The organism is Kitasatospora sp. NPDC001683 (assembly GCF_053596495.1).
The window spans coordinates 5,546-24,025 of record NZ_JBSFGK010000076.1; the positions used below are offsets into that span (position 1 = coordinate 5,546).

The 18,480-nt window shown below is 71.4% G+C and carries 15 protein-coding genes and 1 pseudogene; 7 read left to right on the forward strand and 9 right to left on the reverse strand.

Translation table 11 applies throughout. From position 1 onward, the window contains the following. Positions 1–617 (reverse strand): YncE family protein (locus ACWCYO_RS30775; protein WP_449786035.1); only part of this gene is annotated, 617 nt, incomplete at its 3' end. Positions 618–1,567: 950 nt separating this feature from the next. Here ACWCYO_RS30775 and ACWCYO_RS30780 point away from each other — a divergent pair. Continuing rightward, positions 1,568–2,560, forward strand: a complete 993-nt coding sequence (locus ACWCYO_RS30780) for an Ig-like domain repeat protein (protein WP_449786036.1) — start codon at positions 1,568–1,570, stop codon at positions 2,558–2,560. 304 nt (positions 2,561–2,864) lie between these two features. Here ACWCYO_RS30780 and ACWCYO_RS30785 read toward each other — a convergent pair whose 3' ends face one another. Then, a complete protein-coding gene (locus ACWCYO_RS30785; RefSeq protein WP_270140977.1) occupies positions 2,865–3,692 on the reverse strand; it encodes a 2OG-Fe dioxygenase family protein in 828 nt (275 codons plus the stop codon). 340 nt (positions 3,693–4,032) lie between these two features. Between ACWCYO_RS30785 and ACWCYO_RS30790 the strand changes: the two genes are divergently transcribed. Both ACWCYO_RS30790 and ACWCYO_RS30795 read left to right on the forward strand, forming a co-directional pair. Then, on the forward strand, positions 4,033–4,689 hold the full coding sequence (locus tag ACWCYO_RS30790; RefSeq protein WP_449786037.1) for a HemK2/MTQ2 family protein methyltransferase: 657 nt from the start codon (positions 4,033–4,035) through the stop codon (positions 4,687–4,689). After that, complete coding sequence (locus ACWCYO_RS30795) at positions 4,673–4,909, forward strand: CDGSH iron-sulfur domain-containing protein (RefSeq protein ID WP_270140981.1); 237 nt, start codon at positions 4,673–4,675, stop codon at positions 4,907–4,909. The genes ACWCYO_RS30790 and ACWCYO_RS30795 overlap by 17 nt, the downstream gene beginning before the upstream one ends. On the opposite strand, the gene ACWCYO_RS30800 is transcribed toward ACWCYO_RS30795, so the two are convergent. Next, positions 4,883–5,932: an iron-containing redox enzyme family protein gene (locus tag ACWCYO_RS30800; protein WP_270140983.1), complete on the reverse strand. Its 1,050-nt coding sequence runs from the start codon at positions 5,930–5,932 to the stop codon at positions 4,883–4,885. The genes ACWCYO_RS30795 and ACWCYO_RS30800 overlap by 27 nt on opposite strands. Positions 5,933–6,378: 446 nt before the next feature. On the opposite strand from ACWCYO_RS30800, the gene ACWCYO_RS30805 reads away from it, so the two are divergent. The 3 genes from ACWCYO_RS30805 (at position 6,379) to ACWCYO_RS30815 (ending at position 9,961) form a co-directional block, all read left to right on the forward strand. After that, positions 6,379–7,707, forward strand: a complete 1,329-nt coding sequence (locus tag ACWCYO_RS30805; protein ID WP_449786038.1) for a hypothetical protein — start codon at positions 6,379–6,381, stop codon at positions 7,705–7,707. 118 nt (positions 7,708–7,825) lie between these two features. After that, positions 7,826–8,398 carry an FcoT family thioesterase gene (locus ACWCYO_RS30810; RefSeq protein WP_270140987.1) on the forward strand — a complete coding sequence of 191 codons (573 nt, stop codon included), beginning with the start codon at positions 7,826–7,828 and terminating at the stop codon, positions 8,396–8,398. A 336-nt stretch (positions 8,399–8,734) separates the two neighbouring features. Further along, positions 8,735–9,961: a YVTN family beta-propeller repeat protein gene (locus ACWCYO_RS30815; RefSeq protein WP_405000781.1), complete on the forward strand. Its 1,227-nt coding sequence runs from the start codon at positions 8,735–8,737 to the stop codon at positions 9,959–9,961. A gap of 211 nt (positions 9,962–10,172) precedes the next feature. Here ACWCYO_RS30815 and aspA read toward each other — a convergent pair whose 3' ends face one another. The 5 genes and pseudogenes from aspA to ACWCYO_RS30840 form a co-directional block, all read right to left on the reverse strand. Further along, positions 10,173–11,582, reverse strand: a complete 1,410-nt coding sequence (gene aspA, locus ACWCYO_RS30820; RefSeq protein ID WP_449786048.1) for an aspartate ammonia-lyase — start codon at positions 11,580–11,582, stop codon at positions 10,173–10,175. Positions 11,583–11,675: 93 nt separating this feature from the next. Further along, a pseudogene (locus ACWCYO_RS30825) lies at positions 11,676–12,668 on the reverse strand (asparaginase); the annotation flags it as partial. 99 nt (positions 12,669–12,767) lie between these two features. Continuing rightward, positions 12,768–14,207, reverse strand: a complete 1,440-nt coding sequence (locus tag ACWCYO_RS30830) for an amino acid permease (protein WP_270140989.1) — start codon at positions 14,205–14,207, stop codon at positions 12,768–12,770. Beyond that, positions 14,204–14,884 carry a FadR/GntR family transcriptional regulator gene (locus tag ACWCYO_RS30835; protein ID WP_270150770.1) on the reverse strand — a complete coding sequence of 227 codons (681 nt, stop codon included), beginning with the start codon at positions 14,882–14,884 and terminating at the stop codon, positions 14,204–14,206. Before ACWCYO_RS30835 ends, ACWCYO_RS30830 begins: the two co-directional genes overlap by 4 nt. Before the next feature lie 86 nt (positions 14,885–14,970). Beyond that, positions 14,971–15,759 (reverse strand): gamma-glutamyl-gamma-aminobutyrate hydrolase family protein, encoded by a 789-nt coding sequence (locus tag ACWCYO_RS30840; protein ID WP_270140991.1) that lies wholly within the window; start codon positions 15,757–15,759, stop codon positions 14,971–14,973. A gap of 282 nt (positions 15,760–16,041) precedes the next feature. Here ACWCYO_RS30840 and ACWCYO_RS30845 point away from each other — a divergent pair, with 282 nt between their 5' ends. After that, on the forward strand, positions 16,042–16,950 hold the full coding sequence (locus ACWCYO_RS30845; RefSeq protein WP_270140993.1) for a LysR family transcriptional regulator: 909 nt from the start codon (positions 16,042–16,044) through the stop codon (positions 16,948–16,950). A gap of 83 nt (positions 16,951–17,033) precedes the next feature. Here the strand turns inward: ACWCYO_RS30845 and ACWCYO_RS30850 are convergent, their stop codons facing one another. Further along, a complete protein-coding gene (locus tag ACWCYO_RS30850; RefSeq protein ID WP_270140995.1) occupies positions 17,034–18,299 on the reverse strand; it encodes a hypothetical protein in 1,266 nt (421 codons plus the stop codon). Positions 18,300–18,480: the final 181 nt, after the last annotated feature.

Sequence of the window (18,480 nt, forward strand, 5' to 3'; positions counted from 1 at the left end):
GGCGCGGCACCCACAGCAACCGTGGCGGTGACGGTGTTGGTCGCGGTGTCGATCACGCTGACGCTGTTGCCGCCCTCGTTGGTCACGTACGCGTGCAGCCCGTCGGGAGTGATCGCCACCCCGAACGGCACGGTCCCCACAGCAACCGTGGCGGTGACGGTGTTGGTGACGGTGGCGATCACGCTGACCGTGTTGTCACCGCTGTTGGTCACGTACGCGTGCAGTCCGCCGGGAGCGACGGCCACTCCGAACGGCCCGCTTCCCACGGGAATGGTGGCCACGGTGGTGTTGGTGGCGGTGGCGATCACACTGACGCTGTTGCCGCCCTCGTTGGTCACGTACGCGTGCAGCCCGTCGGGAGTGATCGCCACATCGAACGGCCCGCTTCCCACGGGAATGGTGGCGGTGACGGTGTTGGTGGCGGTGGCGATCACGCTGACGGTGTTGTCGCCCTCGTTGGTCACGTACGCGTGCAGCCCGTCGGGAGTGATCGCCACCCCGGTCGGGAAGCTGCCCACCGCCACCGTCGGATCCGGCGGCGTCACAACAGCCGCACTCTGCTTGAGCCTTCCGAGGCCCAACAGTTGACGCCACGTCGACTGAAAACTCTTGGCCATGATACGCCCCTTGATCCAGGCCTGATCGGGGTGGGGCGCCTGAGAAAGATAGTTGACGTTCAGTCAGGTAAGCGTCAACAACAGAGCGTCTCGCAACCTTTCAAGGGTGCCCACCCGGCATCTCCGCTGGCCGTTACGGCCAGAACGGGCAACGGCCCGTTCCCCGGGAAGGGATGGGCAGCCCACCGGGTCGAATGTCAGCAGTAACGCACCATCCCGGTAGCCAGAACAGGCCGCGCGCGAATTTTTCACCCTGACGGAGTAATCGAGTCGTCGAGTCGAGTCCGCAAAGAGAGGCGCCCACAGGGGCGGCGAGGCGGACATGTTGGTCGACCAAGCGGCAGGCGACACTTGCGCGGCTCGGGCTTTCCCATAGCCACCATGCAGTTGGCCCTGCTCGCAACCAGCCGAAGCCGCAATGGCTGATCAACTCACCTGATGCCAGCCACTTGAGGCACTTCTACACGCTGGAGTGTCCCCGCCGGCAGGTCGATGGGCCAACTCTTCCCGCCCTGGTGAACCTCGCATCCGAAGGACGCGTGCTGCATGCCCAAACGAGCCGGGTTTCTCTCCCCGCCCCGACAACAACTCGCCTTGATCATAAGTCACCTTATTACACCGTCAGGGTGAAACATTCGTGCGCGGCCTGTTCTGGCTACGGGGATGGTGCGTTACTGCTGACATTCGACCCGGTGGGCTGCCCATCCCTTCCCGGGGAACGGGCCGTTGCCCGTTCTGGCCGTGACGGCCAGCGGAGATGCCGGGTGGACACCCTTGGAAGGTTGCGAGACGCTCTATTGTTGACGCTTATCTGACTGAACGTCAACTATATTTCTCAGGCGCCCCACCCCGATCAGACCTGGATCAAGGGGCGTGTCATGGCCAAGAGTTTTCAGTCGACGTAGCGTCAACTGTTGGGTCTTGGAAGGCCCAAGCAGAGTGCGGCTGTTGTGACGCTGCCGGATCCGACGGTCGCGGTGGGCAGCTTCCCGACCGGGGTGGCGATCGCTCCCGACGGACTGCACGCGTACGTGACCAGCAACAGCGCCAACACCGTCAGCGTCACCGACACCGTTCCCTTCACTACCGCCACCGCCCTCGCCTCGGCCCCCGATCCGTCGGTGTTCGGCCAGGCCAAAGTGCTGACTGCCACGGTCACCTCCGTGGACGGCATCCCGACGGGGACGGTGTCGTTCTTCGACAGCGCCACCCTGCTGGGCACCGCCACCGTCGTCGCCGGCGTGGCCACCTTCACCACCTCCGCGTTCACCGTCGGCAGTCACGCGCTGACCGCCGTGTACAGCGGAGACACCGACTTCAACGGCTCGACCTCCCCGGTGGACACCCAGACGGTCACCAAGGCCAACACCACCACCACGTTGACTGCTACGCCGAACCCCTCGGTGTTCGGCCAGCCGGTGAGCCTGACGGCGACCGTCAGCGTCGTCGCCCCCGGAGGCGGCATCCCCACCGGCACGGTCACCTTCTTCATCGGCGGCATCCCCCAGGCGCCGGTCACCCTGTCCGGGGGCGTGGCCACCCTGACCAACTCCACCCTCAGTGTTGGCATGCACTCGGTCAGGGCCACCTACAACCCGAGTGGCAGCTACAACACCTCCACCTCGGCGACCATCAACCAGACGGTCGCCAAGGCCGGCACCAGCACGGCGTTGACCTCGACGCCGAACCCGTCGGTGCACGGGCAGTTGGTGAGCCTGACGGCGACCGTCACCGCCACCGCCCCCGGTGCCGGCACCCCCACCGGGACGGTGTCGTTCTTCGACGGCGCCACCCTGCTGGGCACCGGCACCCTCGTCACGGGCGTGGCCGCGTTCAGCACCTCCACCCTCAGCGTCGGCAGCCACTCGTTGACCGCCGTCTACGCCGGAAGCACCAGCTTCAACGGCTCCACCTCACCCATCGACACCCAGACAGTGGTCTGACCACCTGAACCCGCCCGGGCCGGCCTTCGGGCCGACCCGGGTGAGGCATGTCCGGGGTACGGGCGAGGAATGGATGAGCTCCGCGAACTCCGACCGCTTCGGCGAGGTCCGGGGCTAGCCGGGCGACCGCCTGCCCGCCCCCGAGCTCCCCGGCACCCCGCTGAAGCCCCGCGGACGCGTCGTCGGGCAGGGACGTTGTGGGCGTGTGTGAATGGTCGGGCCAGTACCGCCGTCCTCCACGCCGGTCACCGCCACTCATCGACAGGCCCCAGCCCGGGGGCCCGGGCCGGGGCGTTGTCGCGGACTACAGTCCGGGGGTGTAGGGGGCGACGCCGATGATCAGGATGTCGCGCCGACCCTCGTCACCCCCGGCACCGAGGCGGACCGGGCCGACGTAGTGGCTGACGCGGCAGTCGTGCACGCCGTAGCCGTCCAGCGGCTCGGTCAGGACGAAGCGGGCGTGGACGGCCTCGGGCGCCAGCGCGTCGGGCTGTCGGCCGGCACTCTCGGGCGTGGCGATGACGTTCTCGCCGCCCTCCACGTTCCGCCGGCCGACGAGGTGGGCGAAGGTGAAGGTGGCTGGTGAACCTCCGTCCTGGTGCAAGCAGTTGGGCGAGGAGATCGCGACTTGCTCCCGGTCGCGCGCGGCGAGCGAGATCAGGTGGACGCCGACGTAGACCGGGGCGCGCCGGAGGTCTTCCAGCCACATGGCGTGGCCCAGGTCCGCGCGGATCAGCGCGTCGAGCAGCCGGTTGCCGCGCAGGGCGGGTGGGACGTCGGGCAGCCTCCGGAGCACCCGCGGGTACTCCGGGTTGTGCTCGTCCTGCCAGTACTCGGTGACGGTGCCGAACTCCTCGTCGGGCGCGCCGGGGATGTAGGACAGCTCGCCGGTCCACGGCAGGTACACGGCGTGCGAGTATCGGCGGAACCGGTTGGTCGCCCGCGCGTACGGATCCCGGGGCAGGTCCCGGTAGGCCGCGGCGAGCTCGGCGAGCTCGTCCGCCAGTGCGTAGGTGTCGATGCCCAGGTCCGCTGCGCCGAGCCGGGCGTAGCCGTCCCGGCGGACCCGCGTGGCCTGCCCGCCCGGCTGGGCTCCGTCCACCCGACCGGACGTGGTCGCGGTCTCGTCCATCCGCTGCTCCCTACACTGCTGGCCGGGTTCCGGCACGGGTTCGTCTGCCCGCCCGTGTCCGGCCGTCTCCCCTCCACGCTGGCACGCCCCGGGCGACCGCACCGCCGTGGCGTCCGCCGTGCGGATGAGCGCGGGCGCGCGGGGCGGGAGCGCGCCGTCATCCGGTACCCGTGGAACACGCCCGGTGGCGGGCCGGCCGGAGCCGTTCGGCCGAGCGTCCGCAGCGCCCGGATCGGCTGTGGGCTCGCGCTGGGGCGGTGCCACCGGCCGCGCGAACACGGTGCGGACATGCGGCCGGTGTGACAGGTGTGAACGCTGCCGGAGCGGGCACCCGCCCGGCATGCTGCTGGTTCGACCGCCCGGGGTCTACTCACCCCAGGCGGACACGGAACTGCTGACCGCCTGTGTGCGCCGGGAGGCGCTGGGCGGCTCCAGCCGCGTGCTCGACCTGTGCACCGGGACCGGGGCCGTGGCGCTCGCCGCCGCGCGCAGCGGGGCGCTGGTCACCGCGGTCGACCTGTCCGCCCGGGCGGTCGCCGCCGCCTGGTGCAACACCCTCCTTCACCGCGGCCGGGTCAGGCTGTACCGGGGTGACCTGCTGGATCCGATCCCCGACGAGCGTTTCGACCTGGTGACCGCCAACCCGCCGTACGTCCCCGCCGGCCCCGACCGGCGGGGACCCGGCCGGGGCGCGGCCCTGGCCTGGGACGCCGGGCCGGACGGTCGGCTGGTCCTGGACCGGATCTGCCGGACGGTCCCGCGGGTGCTGACCGGGGGCGGGGTGCTGCTGGTCGTACAGTCCGACCTCGCGGACGTCCCGGCGACCCTCGCACTGTTGCGTGCGGCCGGGCTGCGCACGTCGGTGGTGGCGCGGCGGCGCCAGCCGTTCGGGCCGGTGATGACGGCCCGGGCCGCCCTGTTCGAGCAACTCGGGGTGATCGGTCCGGGTGAGCGTGAGGAGGAGCTGGTGGTGGTGCGCGGTGTCCGCGAGCCCTGACCGGGCCGCCACCCGGGTGAGCGTCGTACCGGGAGGCCCGCTGCTGGTCGAGGGTCCGGTGGAGGTGATCCTCCCGGACGGCGCCCGGCGGCTCTCCGAGCGCCCGGTGGTGGCCTTGTGCGTGTGCCGGCGCAGCCGTATCTACCCGTTCTGCGACACCAGCCACCGTCGGCGCGGCCGGGCCTGCCGGGAGTCAGACCGCGACGTCGGCGAGGGGTGAGCGCAGGGACGTCCGCCCGGCGCGCCAGGAACCGAGCAGGTGCTCGGCGAAGCGGGCGTCGACCGTGGTGGCGGCGGCGATGCCGAAGGCGATGTCCTCGGCCAGCTCCGGTTCGGTGGCGAGGAGCTCCGCGATGACGCCGCGGCGTACCAGCTGCTCGTGGACGGCGTCGGCCTCGACGTGCTCACGGTAGAACAGGGTGCCGTCCGCCCCGCCGCCCATCCGCTCCAGGGCTTCCGCGAGCCGGGCCGAGCCGGGCGAGGAGGTGATCTCGATGGCCGCGAACTGCCCGACGGCCGCGCCGCGCAGCGCGCGGTGCAGCCCGAAGAGGGTCATGAGGTTGACCACCGCCAGCATGGGGGCGGGAACCAGGTCCCGGTAGCGCCCGTAACCGGGGTCGAGGCCGAAGGCGGCCATCATCCGGGCGAAGAGCAGGCAGTGGGCCCGTTCGGGGCGTCCGGCGCCGTACTCGTCGTAGGCGATCGCCATGAGCGTGGCCTGCGCCGGGCCGTGGATCCGCGGCAGGACCCACAGTTGCGGGTCCGCCTCCTTGAGGTGGTAGACGGACCGGTGCACCAGGTACTCCCGAGCGTGCTGGCGCTCCCCCTCCGCCAGCAGGAAGTGCGACGGCCCGAAGTCCGCGGACGGCTCCGCCAGCAGTTGCTCCAGCAGGTACCGCAACGGGGGTACCGGCTGCGTCTCGGCGTGTACCGCGGCCAGGAAGGACTCCTCCAGCTCGCGGCGCAGAGCGAGGAGCCCGGGATCCCATTCCCAGCCCGGGTCGACACCCGGCAGGCCCCGGTCGTGGAGTTCGTAGCACAGGTGCAGTGCCAGCTGGTGGTCCTCGCCCCAGGGGTCGTGGGAGGGACTGAGCGGTGTGAGCCGTGGTCCTGTGCCGGGAGGCCCGTCCGCAACGAGTTCGAGCACTGCCGCCGACAGCGGCCCGCGTGGTGCGGGGAGCGGGGCGTCGGGCGTCCCCTCCCCCGGGCCCGACGTCGGTTCCTGCTGCTCACGTCCGTCCATGCTGTCCGTCTCCTCGTCTTCAGCCCCGCGGTGCGCCGCGGCGGCAGTCCCGCTGACCCCGGCCCCGGGGCAGTCGACCGGCCGCAGCGGCACCGCCGGCGCAGGATGAGCAGGAACACCGCCGCGGCGTCCTCCGCTTCTCAGCGGTTGTCCTCCAGGGCGCCCATGACGCGATCGGCTGCGGCGTGCGCGGCACCCTTGACGTCCTCGACCGCGTGCGAGTCGATCCATCAATTGTCAGCTTTTGCCCGATGGACGGCTTTCGTACACATCGGACCGGCGGCTCGTTCTCGAGGGCTCCCCCGGCGTTTCGGCGACGCGGGCCCGGTAAGACGCCGGCCATGAGCATCCGCCCGCGTCCGAAGCCCCGCACCGTGGTCGTCGCCAGCGCCACCGCCGGGGTGTCACGGGTGTTGCACTGACACACGGTGCCCTGGAGGCATGTCATGGTCGACGGGCTTCCCGCGCCGCTGACGACGGGGACGGACGAGCCGTGGCCCGGTTTCTGCCCGGTATCCCGCGCGGCGGTGGAGAGCCTCGCCACGACCGACAGCGGCCTGGACCTGCAAGCCCGACTCGCGAAGAGGCTCACCAAGTCCGACGACGCCCCCCTGCCGATCGGGGTACCACAGGTGCTGGCCGAGGGCCAGCGTGAGCGGCTGGCGGCACTGGCCCGCTCGTACTACCGGATGGTGGAGGCGGTCGTCGCCGCCTATCCGCAGGACGAGCGGCTGCGCCGACTCATCGTCGCGCCACCGGAGCTCGCCGCCGACCTGCTGGTGGTCAGCGATCCCCGGCAATGCGGCGTGCACGCCATGCGGATCGATGTGTTACCCCAACCTGACGGCACCGTCAAGGTGTTGGAGACCAACGCCAGCACACCCGCGCTGCTGATGTTCTTCGGCCTGCTGGCAAGGACGTGGCGCGGGTTCCTCACCGCGAACGGTGTCCCCCTCCCGGTCGCCCTGCCCGCCGAACGCGAGCACTGGATGGCCGACTGGTTCCTCGCGGCCGCCCGGCAGGAGACCGGACAGTGCCCCTCGCATGTCCCGCTGCTGCGTGAGAGGGGCGGCTGGCGCCTCGAGCTGGACATCCTCCAGCGCCTGTTCGCCTCCCGCGCGGTGGAATCCGAGGAGGTCGACCTCACCGAGCTGCGCTACGGGCCCGACGGCCCGAGCTTCGCCGGCCGGCCCTTCCGACATGCCTACTTCGCCTATCTCACCCGCGACTTCTGTCGCATCCGGCACCGGATCGACTCCTTCGTGCGTGCCCTGCAGCAGGACGAGGTCTTCGTCCAGAACCGGATGCTGGGCCGCTGGGTGGGCGGCAGCAAACTGGCGCTGGCGGTGATGTCGGATCCCCGCTTCGCGGACCTCTTCGATCCCGCGGACCTGATCGTCGTCACACCCGCGCTGCCGTGGTCGCGCGCACTGGCCTGCTGCGGCGATGAGGAGTTGGCGCGGATCGCCCACGAGCGTGCACGCTACGTGCTCAAACGCCCACTCGACTACGGCGGGCAGGGCGTGGTGATCGGACGGGAGACGCCCCTTGCGCGCTGGCGCACCGCCCTGGCCTCGGCACGCCGCGAGAGCTGGCTGGTGCAGGAGTTCTGCCCCAGCCCGGTCCACGGCGTCGGGCCCGGTGGCGAACCGATCCGGCACGACCTGACAATCGGAGTGGTAGGCGGTGAGATGTCCGCGCTGCTGATGCGCACCAGCTCCGAGTACCGGGTGAACATCAGCCGGAGCGGAGTGCTGCACCCCGTCTTCGCTTGATCCACTCCACCTCACATGATCCGCCGGCCGAGTGCCCCGCCACTGCGGCGCTCGGCTCGGCCAACGCGGTGAGTGCCCCACCGCACCCCATCCTCTTCGGCACGGGAGGACCGCCCCCATGCCATTCCACCCGCAGTCCCTTCCGCTGCCGGGAACCCGGGCCGACGCTGCCCGCACCGACCGCGCGCTCCTGGACCGTGTGCTCGCCATCTACAAGGACGACTGCCGCTATCTCACATGGGCCGAAGCCGCGCCGGCCGACCACCCGGTCGGCTATCCGCTGCGGGGCGCCGGCCAGTTCACCATCCGCGAGTCCTGCTACGTCGACGCGCCCGGCAGCTTCCACCTCAACGCGGTGGAATTCAACATCTGCTTCAACCAGATCATGTACTACCTGATCGCCGCGGCGGTGCACGATCGGCTGGCCGCTCCCTTCTCCTCCTGGACCATGGACGACTTCTGGCAGCGCCAGCGGCCGGACATCCTCATCATCGACTTCCACAGCACCTTCCGTTCGCCGGTGACCAGCCGGAACTTCCAGGGCGAGACCACCATCACCGGGGTGCACCGGAAGAACGGGCGCAGCGGGCCCTTCCTGCTGGTCGACATGACCTGCGGCTTCTCCGACCGCGCCGGAGGGAACTGCCACGGCGAGGTCACGCTGGCCATCATCCATCCGCCACAGGAGTAGCCGGTACGTTCGGAGGGCACCCGCGCTTCCCGGCCGGCCGCGACCGGTTCGGGGCGGCGACCGGCACCCGGCGCTGGGGCCGGGGGACTCTGCACGGGCCCGGCGGGGAGGTAGAAAAGGACACATGTCCGACGGCCTCCCCGCGCACCCCAGGAGGAGTCCGGCGCCGAGTTCACCATGATTGTCCGGCTTTCCGACGAGCACCCGATTTGCCCGAACGGGGGGACTTGCGGCCCGGCTGCGCTTCCGAGGCCCACCCTCGCCCTACCCTTGCACAGCGCAAAGAACACGGAGTGGGTGGACTCCCCCGCCCCCGACGACGGAGTCGGCAACCCGATGACCCATGGCAACCGTTCCCGCCGGTACCGCCCGGTCCTGATGTCTCTCGCGCTCGCGCTCTGCGCACCGGCGGCATGTTCGCCGCCCCCGGACAAGGAGCCTTCCGCCCCCGCTCCAGCCACCTCACCAGGCCCGACCCGCTCACCGGCGACCGCGGACCAGTCGGCCGCGGCAACCCCGCAGCCGACCGGAGGGCCGCTTCCCGGCATGCCGGCGCCACTGGACCCCCACGACCTCTACGCCGCCGACCGCCCAGGCCAACTGGCCGACGCCGTGAGCCAGTTCCCCTCGCGGGTCTACGTACCGAACACCGAGTCCGACACCGTCAGCGTGATCGACCCCGCCACCTACCAGGTCGTCGACACCCTGCACGTGGGCCGCCAGCCCCAGCACGTCGTCCCCTCATGGGACCTCAAGACGCTGTGGGTCAACAACGACCTCGGCAACAGCCTCACTCCCATCGACCCCGCCACGGGGAAGCCGGGCGAGCCGGTGGACGTCCACGACCCCTACAACCTCTACTTCACCCCGGACGGCCGCCACGCCGTCGTCATGGCCTCCGCCGACCACCAGCTCGTCTTCCGCGACGCCCACACCATGGGCATCGTCAAGTCCGTCCCGGCCGACTGCGCGGGCGTCAACCACGCCGACTTCTCCCCCGACGGCCGCTACTTCATCGTCTCCTGCGAGTTCTCCGGCGAACTCCTCAAGGTCGACACCGCCGCCATGACCGTCCTCGCCAAACAGAAGATCCCCCACAACGGCTCCATGCCCCAGGACGTCAAGATCTCCCCGGACGGGCGGACCTGGTACGTCGCCGACATGGTCGCCGACGGTGTGTGGGTCCTGGACGGCGACGCCTTCACGCCACCCACCCTGCTGCCCACCGGCCGCGGCGCCCACGGCCTCTACGTCAGCCGGGACTCCAGGAACCTGTACGTCTCCAACCGGGGCGAAGGCTCCATCTCCGTCCTCGACTTCGCCACCAACCAGGTCACCGCCACCTGGCACCTGCCCGGCGGCGGCAGCCCCGACATGGGCGGCGTGTCCGCCGACGGCAAGGTCCTGTGGCTCAGCGGCCGCTACGACTCCGCCGTCTACGCCATCTCCACCGACGACGGCCACCTCATCTCGAAGATCAAGGTCGGCGCGGGGCCGCACGGCCTGTGCGTCTACCCCCAACCCGGCCGCTACTCCCTCGGACACACCGGAATCTTCCGCTGAACCACGCCGAGCCCGAGGGAGGAACCGCCTCACGGACCGAGAACCGGACAGGGCCGGCAAGTGGCGCCACGTCAGACCGATGGGCCGGCCGAGCCCCACCCTCCGGTTGGGGCCCGGCAATCCCGGCGCGATTCGGTGAGCGACTTCAAACCGATGGCCGGCCGGACGAGGCGGGCGGCCGGCGGCAGCGGGCCGCCCGCCGCGCTCTCCCTCAGGCCGCGGGCGCGCCGGTGCCCGCGATCACCTCGGGCCGCAGCAGGGCGGCGAGCCGCTCGGCCGGCAGCAGCCCCTTCTCCAGCACGAGTTCGGCCACGCCCCGGCCGCTGGCGAGGGCCTCCTTCGCGATGTCGGTGGCGGCCGTGTACCCGATGTGCGGGTTCAGGGCGGTCACCAGGCCGATGGAGTTCTCGACGGTCGCGCGCAGCGCCTCGGTGTTGGCGGTGATGCCGACCACGCAGCGCTCGGCGAGGGTGAGGCAGGCGGCACGCAGGTGGGTCACGGACTCCGACAGCGAGTGGAGGATGATCGGTTCGAAAGCGTTGAGCTGGAGCTGGCCGGCCTCGGCGGCCATGGTGATCGCGACGTCGTTGCCGATCACCTCGAACGCGACCTGGTTGACGACCTCGGGGATCACCGGGTTGACCTTGCCCGGCATGATGCTCGAACCCGCCTGCACCGGTGGCAGGTTGATCTCGCCCAGGCCCGCGCGCGGCCCCGAGGAGAGCAGACGCAGGTCGTTGCAGCTCTTCGACAGCTTGACGGCGATGCGCTTGAGCACGCCGGACATCTGGACGAACGCGCCGCAGTCCTGGGTGGCCTCGACCAGGTTGGCGGCGGTGACCAGCGGCAGCCCGCAGATGTCCGCGAGGTGGCGGCGGGCGGCTTCGGCGTATCCGGCCGGGGCGTTGAGGCCGGTGCCGATCGCGGTGGCGCCGAGGTTGATCTCCTGGATCAGCTCGACGGCCTCCGCGAGCCGACTGCGGTCCTCGTCCAGCATGACCGCGAAGGCCGAGAACTCCTGCCCGAGCGTCATCGGCACGGCGTCCTGCAGCTGGGTGCGGCCCATCTTCAGCACGTCGCGGAACTCGGCGGCCTTGCCGGCGAAGGCGTCCTGGAGGACGGCCATCGCGTCGAGCAGGCCGCGCACCGCGCGGACGGTCGCGATCCGGACGGCGGTCGGGTAGACGTCGTTGGTGGACTGGCCGAGGTTGACGTCCTCGTTGGGGTGCAGGTGCCGGTACTCGCCCTTGGCGTGACCCAGCAGTTCCAGCGCCCGGTTGGCGATGACCTCGTTGGCGTTCATGTTGGTCGAGGTGCCGGCGCCACCCTGGATGACGTCGACGACGAACTGGTCGTGCAGCTTTCCGCCGCGGATCTCCTGGCAGGCGGCGACGATCGCGGCGGCCTTCCGGGGCTCCAGCAGGCCGAGTTCCTCGTTGGCGAGGGCGGCGGCCTCCTTGACGGCGGCGAGCGCCTCGATCAGGTGCGGGTAGGTGGAGATGGGCGTGCCCGTGATGGGGAAGTTCTCGGTGGCGCGCAGGGTGTGGACGCCCCAGTAGGCGTCGGCGGGGACGTCGCGGTCTCCGAGGAGGTCGTGTTCGCTCCGGGTGGCGGTCGTCATCGTGCGCGGGTCCTCTTCCTGAGGTCGGGGGGTCACGGGTCGTGGGTCGGTCGCCTGGTGCGGGCGCGGCCTCCCGGCGCCGGCGCGGGTTCCCGGCGCCAGCGCCGGCACCGGCCGTACGCTGCCCACCCGCCGGCCGCCGCCCGCCGTCGCCTCGCCGGCGCAGTCGCCCAGCAGGTGGGGGTCGACGCCCGCCAGCGCCAGCGCGGCCGCCGCCACCGGGATCCGCGCCCGGTTCGCCCCGTCCGCGATCTTCACCGCGATGGCGCGACCGTCCGGCAAGGCGGCGATCTGGACGCCCTCGAAGCCGTCCTTGGCGAGCAGTCCGGGCACCGCGCGCATCAGCGCGGCGGTGTCCCGTCCGGTCCCGGAGGCCATCTCCGGGTGGCCGCGCAGCGCGTCCGCGACCCTGAACCCGGGAGTGCCCGGCGGCGCCGTGGCGATGCGGGCGGCGGCACGGGCGAGCCCGTGCAGTGAGACGGCGAACAGCGGGGTGCCGCAGCCGTCGACGCTGACGTGCGCGGTGCGCTGGCCGGTGAGCTCCTCGACGACCTCGGCGATCGCCGTCTGCAGCGGGTGTGCGGGGTCGAGGTAGGTCGTCAGGGGCCAGCCGTTGAGCCTGCAGAGGTAGAGCATCGCGGCGTGCTTGCCGGAACAGTTCTGGGCGAGGCGGGAGGGCGGGCGGCCGTCCCGCACCCAGGCGTCCCGCACCGCGGGGTCGTACGGGAGGTCCGGGACGTTGCGCAGGTCCTCCTCGCCGAGACCGGCCAGTTCGAGGATCCGTCGGGTGCCGGCGAGGTGGCGCTCCTCACCGGAGTGGCTGCCCATCGCGAGGGAGAGGAGTTCGCCCTCCAGCGGCAGCCCGGCACGCACCATGGCGACGGCCTGGAGCGGCTTGAGGGCGGATCGCGGGTAGCAGGCGACCTCGATGTCGCCGAGCCGGAACCGGACTTGGCCGTCGCCGTCGAGGACGACGACGGAGCCGTGGTGGACCCCCTCGATCATGCCGCCGCGGGTGACGTGGGCGACGGGGGCGTGCCGGGGTTCGCGGACCGCGGGTGCGTCCGCAGGGGAACTTCTGTGCATCACTGCCTCGATCGGTGGTGGGTCGTTGCCGGTCCGTCGGCCGGGCGGCGGCCCTCGACGGTCGCGGGACCGGCCCGCGTCGGAGGCCGCCGCCCGGTGTCAGCCGTCGGACCTGTCGGCGTGGCGCGAGAGGCGGCCGCGGATCGCGTACCAGCCGGCGACCAGCGCGGCGGCGATCAGCGGTACGCAGAGCACGGTGGTGCGTCCGGCGCCGCCGTCGGCGTACATCAGGACCAGGACGGTCAGGAGGAAGGCCAGCGTCACGAGTTCGGTCCACGGCGAGCCCGGCAACCGGTAGGCGGGGCGGGTCAGTTCACCAGCCTGGGTCTTCCGCCAGAAGAAGAGGTGACAGATCATGATCATGCCCCAGGTGGCGAGGATGCCGATCGCCGCGAGGTTGAGCACGATCTCGAACGCGTCCGCGGGCACCACGAAGTTGAGGCCCACTCCGAGGACGCACATGCCGCTGGTGAGCAGGATGCCGCCGTAGGGCACCTGGCTGCGGCTCATCCGGGCGGTGAAGCGCGGGGCGGAACCGTTGACCGCCATGGAGCGCAGGATGCGGCCGGTGGAGTAGAGGCCGGAGTTGAGCGAGGACATCGCCGCGGTGAGGACCACCAGGTTCATCACGCTGCCGGCGGCCGGCACGCCGATGTGGGAGAGCACGGTCACGAACGGGCTCTGGCCGGCGGTGTACCTGTTCCACGGCAGCAGCATCGACAGCAGGAGCACCGAACCGACGTAGAACAGGCCCACCCGCCACATGATCGAGTTGATCGCCTTCGGCATGATCTTCTCGGGGTTCTCGGTCTCACCCGCCGTGACGCCGACCAGTTCGACGGAGGCGTAGGCGAAGACGACGCCCTGGATGATCAGCAGCATCGGCAGCAGACCGTTGGGGAAGACGCCGCCGTTGTCGGCGATCAGGGAGGGGCCGGGAGTGACGCCGTCCACCGGGTGCCTGGTGACCAGGAGGACGATCGCGATGCCCATGAAGACGACCAGTGCGCTGACCTTCACGATGGCGAACCAGAACTCCAGTTCACCGAAGATCCGTACCGATATGAGGTTCACGGTGAGGACCGCCGCCAGGGCTATGAGCGCGATCACCCACTGCGGGACGTCGGAGAACAGGTGCCAGTAGTGGGCGTACGTGGCCACCGCGGTGATGTCGGCGATACCGGTGGTCGCCCAGTTGAGGAAGTACATCCAGCCCGCCGTGTACGCCCCCTTCTCCCCCAGGAACTCCCGGGCGTACGAGACGAAGGCGCCGGAGGACGGCCGGTACAGGACGAGTTCGCCGAGCGCTCTCACGACGAGGAACGCGAATACGCCGCACACCGCGTAGGCGACGAACAGGGAGGGCCCGGCATCGGCGAGGCGGCCGCCGGCCCCGAGGAACAGGCCGGTGCCGATGGCACCGCCGATGGCGATCATGTTGACGTGCCGGGGTTTCAAGGACTTGCTGTAGCCGGTGTCCCCGGCGTCGACGTGACGGGTGGAGGGGCGCTTCTCGTCTTTGAGGAACTGCTCGCTCACGCCTCGGGTCTGCCTTCTGTTGGGGGGATGTCCGTACGCTGGGGGCGCACGATGTCGGTGAGGGTGGCCTCGACGCGGTGCAGGTGGTGGGACATGGCCTCCACCGCGTCCGGCTCGGACCCGTCGATCAGTGCTTCGACGATCGCCCGGTGCTCGCAGTTGGACTGCTCGCGTCGATCGCCGAGTTCGTTGAGGAACGCCGACTGACGCGCCAGTGCGTCCCGGATCTCCTCGATGACCCGCCGGAAGACCGGGTTGCGGGAGGCCTCGGCCACCGCCAGGTGGAAGACGGTGTCCAGGGCGACCCATGCGGTGGTGTCGGTCTCCCGCTCCATCCGGTCGAGCAGATGGGTCAGGTGGTCCAGGTCCTCCGGGGTGCGGCGCAGCGCCGCGTACCCGGCGACCGGGATCTCGACGTGGCGGCGCACCTCCAGGAGGTCGCTGGCGGCGTAGTCGCCGAAGGTGGGGTCCTCGACCGTGTTCGCCACGACGAAGGTGCCCCTGCCGGTCTTGGAGACGGTCAGTCCCATGGCCTGCAGGGCCCTGAGCGCCTCCCGCAGCACCGGCCGGCTGACCTCCAGGGTCCGGCACAGCTCCGCTTCGGAGGGGAGCTTGTCCCCCACCACGTACTCGCCGCGCTCGATGGCACCGCGGAGGTGGCCGAACACCGCTTCCATGGCGCTCACGCGCCGAGGCATCGGACTGACTGTCTTGCTGTCTGACAGGTTCACGGGCCGATCCTGAGGGATCCCGCAGGGTGGTGTCAAGGCCCTGGCGTCGACGCGACGGCTCCGCTCGGCTGTCGCCCCGTTCGCGGGTCCTGACCTGCGGCGGGAACCACCGCTCCGCGGTCGCCCGACCTGGCCGCGGCCACCAGGGCGTGCACCACGGCCGACTCGAACGCCGCCTCCGGGTGCCACTGAACGCCTACCGCGAAGCGGTGCCGGGTGCTCTCGATCGCCTCGATGGTCCCGTCCACCGCACGGGCGGAGACCACCAGGCCGGCCCCGAGGGAGTCCACCGCCTGGTGATGGTGGGCGGCGACCCTGCTGGTGCCCGGAAGGAGCGCGCCGAGCCGCGTCCCGGGCACCGTGGTGACGGGGTGGGGGGCGAACTGGCCGCCGTACGGGTTGTGGCCGTGGTGCCCCACCTTCTCGGGCAGGTGCTGGAGAAGCGTGCCGCCCGCGTGCACGTTCATCAGCTGCATCCCCCGGCAGATACCGAGCACCGGCATGTCACGTGCGAGAGCGGCGGCGAGCACGGCCCGTTCCCACCGGTCGCGTTCGCGCACCGGCGGCCCGGTGCACGGGTGCGGCTGCGCTCCGTACAGCGCGGGATCCAGGTCCTCGCCGCTGGTCAGGACAATCGCGTCCAGGTTCTCGACCACATCGGCCGCGGCCTCCGGCGCGTCCGGTGGCAGCAGGACGGCGCGGCCGCCCGCCGACTGGAGGCAGCTGGTGTACGCCGCGGGCAGCAGCGCGGCGGGCAACGCCCACTCGCCCCACCGGGCGTCGGCGAGGTAGGTGGTGAGTCCGATGAGTGGCTTGCGCATACCACTTCCTTCCAGGGGTGGGGCCGATCGTCGACGGCCGTCTCCTCCACGGCCCGCCCCCGGCGCACGGGCGCGGCGGGCGGGCTGCGGAGGAGGGGGTGCACGGCACGGCGGCGCACGGAGGCGCCCGCGGTGGCGAGCGATCGGCCACAGGACGGAGCGATCGGCCACGGAGCGGGGGCGGAGGCTTGCGCATCCGGGCCGCAAGCAAGAATCCTGCTGCCGTTCATCCTTAAGCACAAGAAAAGACGTCTTCGCGACAGATAAGTGAGCCTTAACACGATGCAGAGACTGGACCCCCGTCTGCTCGCCACCCTCGAAGCCGTGGTCCGCCACCGTTCGTTCACCGCCGCCGCCCGCGAGCTGGGCTACAGCGCGCCCGCCGTCTCGCAGCAGATCGCCGAACTCGAACGCCGGGCGGGTCTCCGGGTGCTGGAGCGCCGGCCCGTGCGGCCGACCCCGGCCGGCCAGGTCCTGCTCGACGCCGAACAGGGAGTCAGGAGCGCCCTGGCGGCGGCGTCCGTGGAACTCGACGCCATGCGCGCCGGCACGGCCGGACGGATCCGGCTCGGCGCCTTCGCCTCCGCCGCCGCCGGCATCGTTCCGAAGGCGCTGGCGCAGCTGCACACGGCGTACCCCGACGTGCAGGTCAGCCTCTCCCAGCTGGAGCCCGAAGCCGGCTACGGCCGCCTCAAACGGGGAGACATGGACCTGGCCCTCAGCTACGACTACGACTTCATACCCCTGCCGCCGCCCCGGACGCTGCGCCGGACGCTGGTCGCCCGGGATCCGGTCGTGGCGGTGGTCCCGGCCGGCCACCACCTCGCCGACCGGGACGTCATCGACCTGGCCAGTCTCGCGTCCGAGACCTGGATCGCGGCCCCGGAGGCGGCGCTGCGCCTGGAACTGCTCGCCCAGATCGCCAAGACGCCGGGCTTCCAGGCGCGGCTGGCGTACGAGGGCGACGACTTCAACACCGTGCTGGGCTTCGTGGCCGCGGGCCTGTGCGTCGCGGTCATGCCGCAGCTGGCGCTCCCCCGGGGCACCACCGAGGTCGTGGCGCGTCCGCTGGCCGACCCGGAGCTGACGCGCTTCATCTACGCCGTCCGCATCGACACCCGGCACACCCCGCGCGCCCTGCTGGCCCTGGAGCGGATGCTCGCGGAGCAGGCGCTGGCCGCCCTCTCGTGAGACGTACCCGCCGGACCGGGCCCACCGCTCCCCCACCCCCGACGCCGCCCGACGCCCGCCGGGCCGAGCTCCCGGACGAAGCCCTACCGCTCTTCCGGCTGGCCGCTCGGGTTCGCCGTGAGCCGCTCCCGCCACTCGGCCACGACCATCGGGGAGGTCGCGGCCAGTCGGGCGATGTCCTCGTCGTCCCGCCCGTCGGTCCAGTTGAGGACCCGGGTCAGGACGGTGTTGCGGATGCGGCGGAGCTCCTTGACCATCTCCTCCAGCCGCTCAAGCTCCTCGCCGGTGGCGGCGAGCGTCTCGTCGACCGCCGCCCGCTCCTCGGCGCGCTGTTGCCACAGGTAGGCGTTCAGCCCGGTGAGGACCACGCCGTCGTCCTCCGCGGCGCTGCGGAAGGTGTCGGCGAGGTGGCTCAGCGCGCAGTCCGGGGCGTCGGCGAGGCTCGCGCCCACGACCCTGGCCGCCTCCCAACTGGTGCGCCCGGCCTCGCTGGTTCGGAACCAGGTCCCGGCTTCGACCGGCGTACGGTCGCCGCAAGCGGCCGCGCGGTAGGCGTACAGGGCCGCGCGGTGGCCGTAGAACGTGTAGCCCTCCTCGATCCGGACGTTCGCCGGAGCGCACATCCGCCCCGGTACGCCGCCGTAACCGGAGGCGGGTTCGTAGGCGGCGTAGGCGTCCAGCTCCGCGTCGGTGGCCGTCGACCAGGACGGATCGCACAACTCCGGGTTCCGGGCGAGGAAGTCCGCCACTTCGACGCGCGTTCCGCGGACCCGGCTCGTACGGGGCTCGGCCCAGGTCACCGCTCCCGTCGCGTCGGACGTGTAGCGGCAGGCCTGTTCGAGATCGGCCCAGGCCGTGGCGGCCTCGGCGGACCATTCCAGGTCGGGGGCCGGGCCCACCCGGTGCAGGGAGTCGACCACCCGCTGGACCGTGGGCAGTGTGCGCCGGGCCAGTGCGTAGAGCTCCTCGGCCGTGAAGAAGCGCCAGGTGGAAGTGCCCTGGCCGTCGGTGGCGCGGTGGGTGAGCGGGTGGACGAGGACGGCCGGCGAGGGCAGGGCCCCGTCTCCGGCCTCGCACCGACGACGTCCCGGGAGCCCGGCGGCGGAACCCTCCTCCCGCGTCCGCCAGTCGGTGTCCCCGAACCACACGGCGCCGGTGGCGACGTCGACGGCCAGCCACTGCTGGTAGCCGTTCCCCGGCCCGAACCGCTCCTGCCGGTGCTCGGCCTGGCGGTCGTGCCACACGTATTCCGCCGGTGGCGGGTTGAGTTGGACGGCGACGAACCCTTCCTCGGGGGTGTATCCGACGACGACGTGTGCGGTCGGTTTGCGGTGTTCGGTCCCGGACATGCGACTCCCCTCCATGGCGGACCGTGGCTGACTCGCCACTGTGCGCACCGAGCCTGCCGTGCGAAAGCCTGTCCGATCAAATCCGATCACTTGTGGACTTGTCCCCCAAAGAGGGTCCGTACACGACCTGATGGCGGGCCGGCCGGAGGTGCGGGCGGTCGCGGAACGTCGCCCGTCGAAG